This is a genomic window from Gammaproteobacteria bacterium, assembly GCA_003696665.1.
Lineage (GTDB): Bacteria > Pseudomonadota > Gammaproteobacteria > Enterobacterales.
In genome coordinates this window covers 1-3148 of record RFGJ01000188.1, presented here as the reverse complement: position 1 = coordinate 3148, position 3148 = coordinate 1, and the positions used below count along the sequence as shown (strand labels likewise).

Genomic DNA, 3148 nt, shown 5'->3' with positions numbered 1-3148 from the left:
TACAAGGGGTGTTGTATGGCGTAGTTTTCATCCCCTGTGAGCAGCGACCGGCAGCCCCAGATAGACGAACCCGGCCCAGTAATAGGGATGTTCGAAGGGGCGCTCGTCCAGGCCAGCCCGCAGGCTGGCTGGCGCTGTAGTGCCAGTAGGCCTGCAGATAGGCTTACGGCTATTGCGGGTCGAAGAGAAAACGGGCCAGGGGTGCAGTAGTGGCTTTCGAATTTACAGAAAGAAATTTACACTAACGTCTCCATCTGGGATTTCCACTCCATTGCTGTCGTTTCTGACGGTGATCTCACCGCTGTTAGTGATTGTACCTGTGCCCTGGATGGTGAAGTTGTAGGGGTTTTCGTCGGCGTCGCTGTTGGGGATACTGATCTCAGCACTACAGAGGCCGACAGTGGTAGGGTCGAAGGTGACCAGGAACTGGACGGAATTGTGATAGGGGCTGATAGAAGTGTCGCCTGGTTGGGCGGTAATGGTGAAATCCGAACAGCCAGTCAGTTGCACGATAGGGTCGCCGGTGAGATAAAGGAAATCAGAGCCGTCATTCCAGATGCGGAACCATTGGGTAGCGGTAGCACCATTGATGTCCACGCTGCCAAAATCGGTGCCTTCTGACACAGAGGGGGTAGTGTCTCCATCTGGGATTTCCACTCCATTGCTGTCGTTTCTGACGGTGATCTCACCACTTGACAGATCAGATGCTGTATGAAACGTCCATATAGGCCCAGAGTTTACAGCATCATGCTCATCCCGGGCAACGACTTGCCAGTAGTAGTCTGTATCTGGGGTCAACCCCCCTGTGTTAAAGGTTGTAGTCATATAATTTGAAGTCATTAATACATCAGGTGTGGAATCCTCGGCTTCAAGGTAGAGGTCATATGTTACATTATCGCCATCTGGATCACCACTACTCCAGCTGAGATTTATGTTTGGATCATAAATAATTGATCCATTTGGAGGTGATGGATTACCAGGTGTGTTTGGCGGGTTGTTGGTTTGCGCTTCAATGAGAGGAATTTTATAATCAATCAAGGTGGTTTCATATTCAGCAATCTGGTGACTTAAAACCTCGATTTTTACCCCAGCGGGGACTTCAACTCCTCCATACAGCACCCACCACGGTGTTTCATTGGTGTTGGCATGTAATTGCAAGTAGGGAGTAACTTTGGCGTATGGGCCGGTTAATCCATATAACAATAAATCCAGTTCGCCACTGATGTACCCTTTTACATCTGCATCAGCGGTTAATCTGGGGATATGAAAGAAAAACTCATTGTTAAAATCGGTTATAGGTGACCATGTTCCGTTTCGATATTGCAATCCAGCGGTGAGCGTTGCTTGCTGCTCGATACCTGTAGTTACCACTGTATGTGCAGTCCCATCGATACCCACATATACTCTAAGAACTGGTACGACGACAACAGGTAATGACCCAATCATAAAGGTGACTGGTGGATCCTCAAAGTGATGTTCAAATATTAACTTTTCTTTCTTGAACTGTAAATCGGTTTTGTTCTCCACTTCAAGTTCAAATGTCTCATTAGCAGTCGTGGTAAAGTTTAGGTTCTTGAGTTCCCAATGGCGCACTTCCAGATCAAGAGAAAAGCCAGGTTCAAGGCGGATATACCCATGTGCAACAATCTGGTCATTTGTGGTGTCTAAATCTCCATCGTCGTCATACAGGACCACATCTTGCAATTCGATATAGAATTCATCATTAAGTTCAGGAGAAGCAATGGTTGAGACACCAGGCAGGGCAAAAGTTGTTGTGCCCTGATCCAGTCTCAGTTTTTGTGAAATGTGTGCAGAACCGGACTCAATGGCTTCATCCAGTGCAGCAGGCTCAATACCCACCACTACATCACCACTGGATGTGGTTACCGAGTTGACCTTTGCCAGCAAACCGTAGGGCGCGTTAGGTGCAGGCTCGGAAACAATGACATCCCCCACTTGTACGTCGTTAAGTCCCTGCGTTGTCTGGGTGAAGGTGATTGCCGTATAGTCTGCAGATATATCTTCGATCACTTCAGCAGTCGTCTTATCGAGTACAACGGTGGTTTTCGGAATCACGACTGGAACATCTGAAGTTGATAAGACCAGAGGAAGATAGGTACTGTATGCTGCCGCGGCGACCGCGCGGGGCGTGTTGGAGATGGTCGAGATGTTTCCGGCCTCATCACGCGTCTTGATGGCAAAATAGTAAATCATCCCCTGGGTTAAACCAGTGACAGTCATTTGCTCCAGTGAGCCTGCAGGAGAAGGTGTGGGTTCCCCCACCACGTCACTAGACGAAGCCCAATTGTCCTCGCTAATGGGCTCGCTATTGTAGCGGATAATGTACTGCGCCGCAGTGCCAGCGGTACTATCGTCGCCTGGGGCAATCCAGGATAGTTTCACGGTGCCGGGCGCTGTGCCGCGTTCCGCCTGGAGTGCAAGCACCGGCGCGGGAGCGATGGTGTCTGCTGAAGGAGCATTTGTGATTGTTCGCGGGGGTGGTGAAAGGTATGCAGCAGCATAAGCTGAGGAAAACAAGGAGATGAACATCCCGAGAAGGGTCAGAAATGATATAACCATGCGAAAGCCGTTAGATTTTGTCATCTGAGCCTCCTTTTGACATGATTGTTGTGTTGCATTGCAAGAGAATTACAACCCCGTTTGATTTTCTTTCCCTACAGGACAGATATTTGTTTTGCTATTTTTAGGGCATCGGTCACAAGTTAAGGAATTCCGAATTTTGTCAAGGTAGCAAATTTTTGGGCACAAATTCGCCTGCATGAGAAAATCATCTTGTTTTGGGCTTGAATCCGTTCTCTTTATTGCATGATTTTTCGGAACGGTCGAACTACCGAAACCGGAATTTCTGGTTGTGATCGCAAAAATCGGCTAGAGATTGTCTGAGAATTGCCTAAAAAATGCCCTTGACTCAACGGTACTACGGCACTTAACCGTGGGAAGCGGTGTACCCTTGTCAAAAAAAGGGCTCACTGGCACACTCTTGTGGTCATCACACTTCCCGCAACTGGCAAGCAGTTGCGCTACGATTTTCCTTTTTTCCACAACTACGAGCAGTTGCGCTACGGATGCTTGTAGGTCACCGGCGCATCCAGCATGCCGCGCTGGACGAAGCGCGTCAGGGCTTCTC

Annotated in this window: 2 protein-coding genes; both read right to left on the bottom strand. The window is 48.8% G+C overall.

Annotated elements, in window-relative coordinates:
- Positions 1-222 precede the first annotated feature (222 nt).
- A complete protein-coding gene (locus D6694_05420; protein ID RMH44765.1) occupies positions 223-2604 on the bottom strand; it encodes a choice-of-anchor D domain-containing protein in 2382 nt (793 codons plus the stop codon).
- 285 nt (positions 2605-2889) lie between these two features.
- Positions 2890-3148: hypothetical protein (locus tag D6694_05415; protein RMH44764.1), on the bottom strand; the 259-nt coding region annotated here is incomplete at its 5' end.

Bases quoted from the DNA above. Each gene is read 5' to 3' on its own strand.
- D6694_05420 (RMH44765.1), bottom strand. From the start codon at position 2,604: ATGACAAAATCTAACGGCTTTCGCATGGTTATATCATTTCTGACCCTT.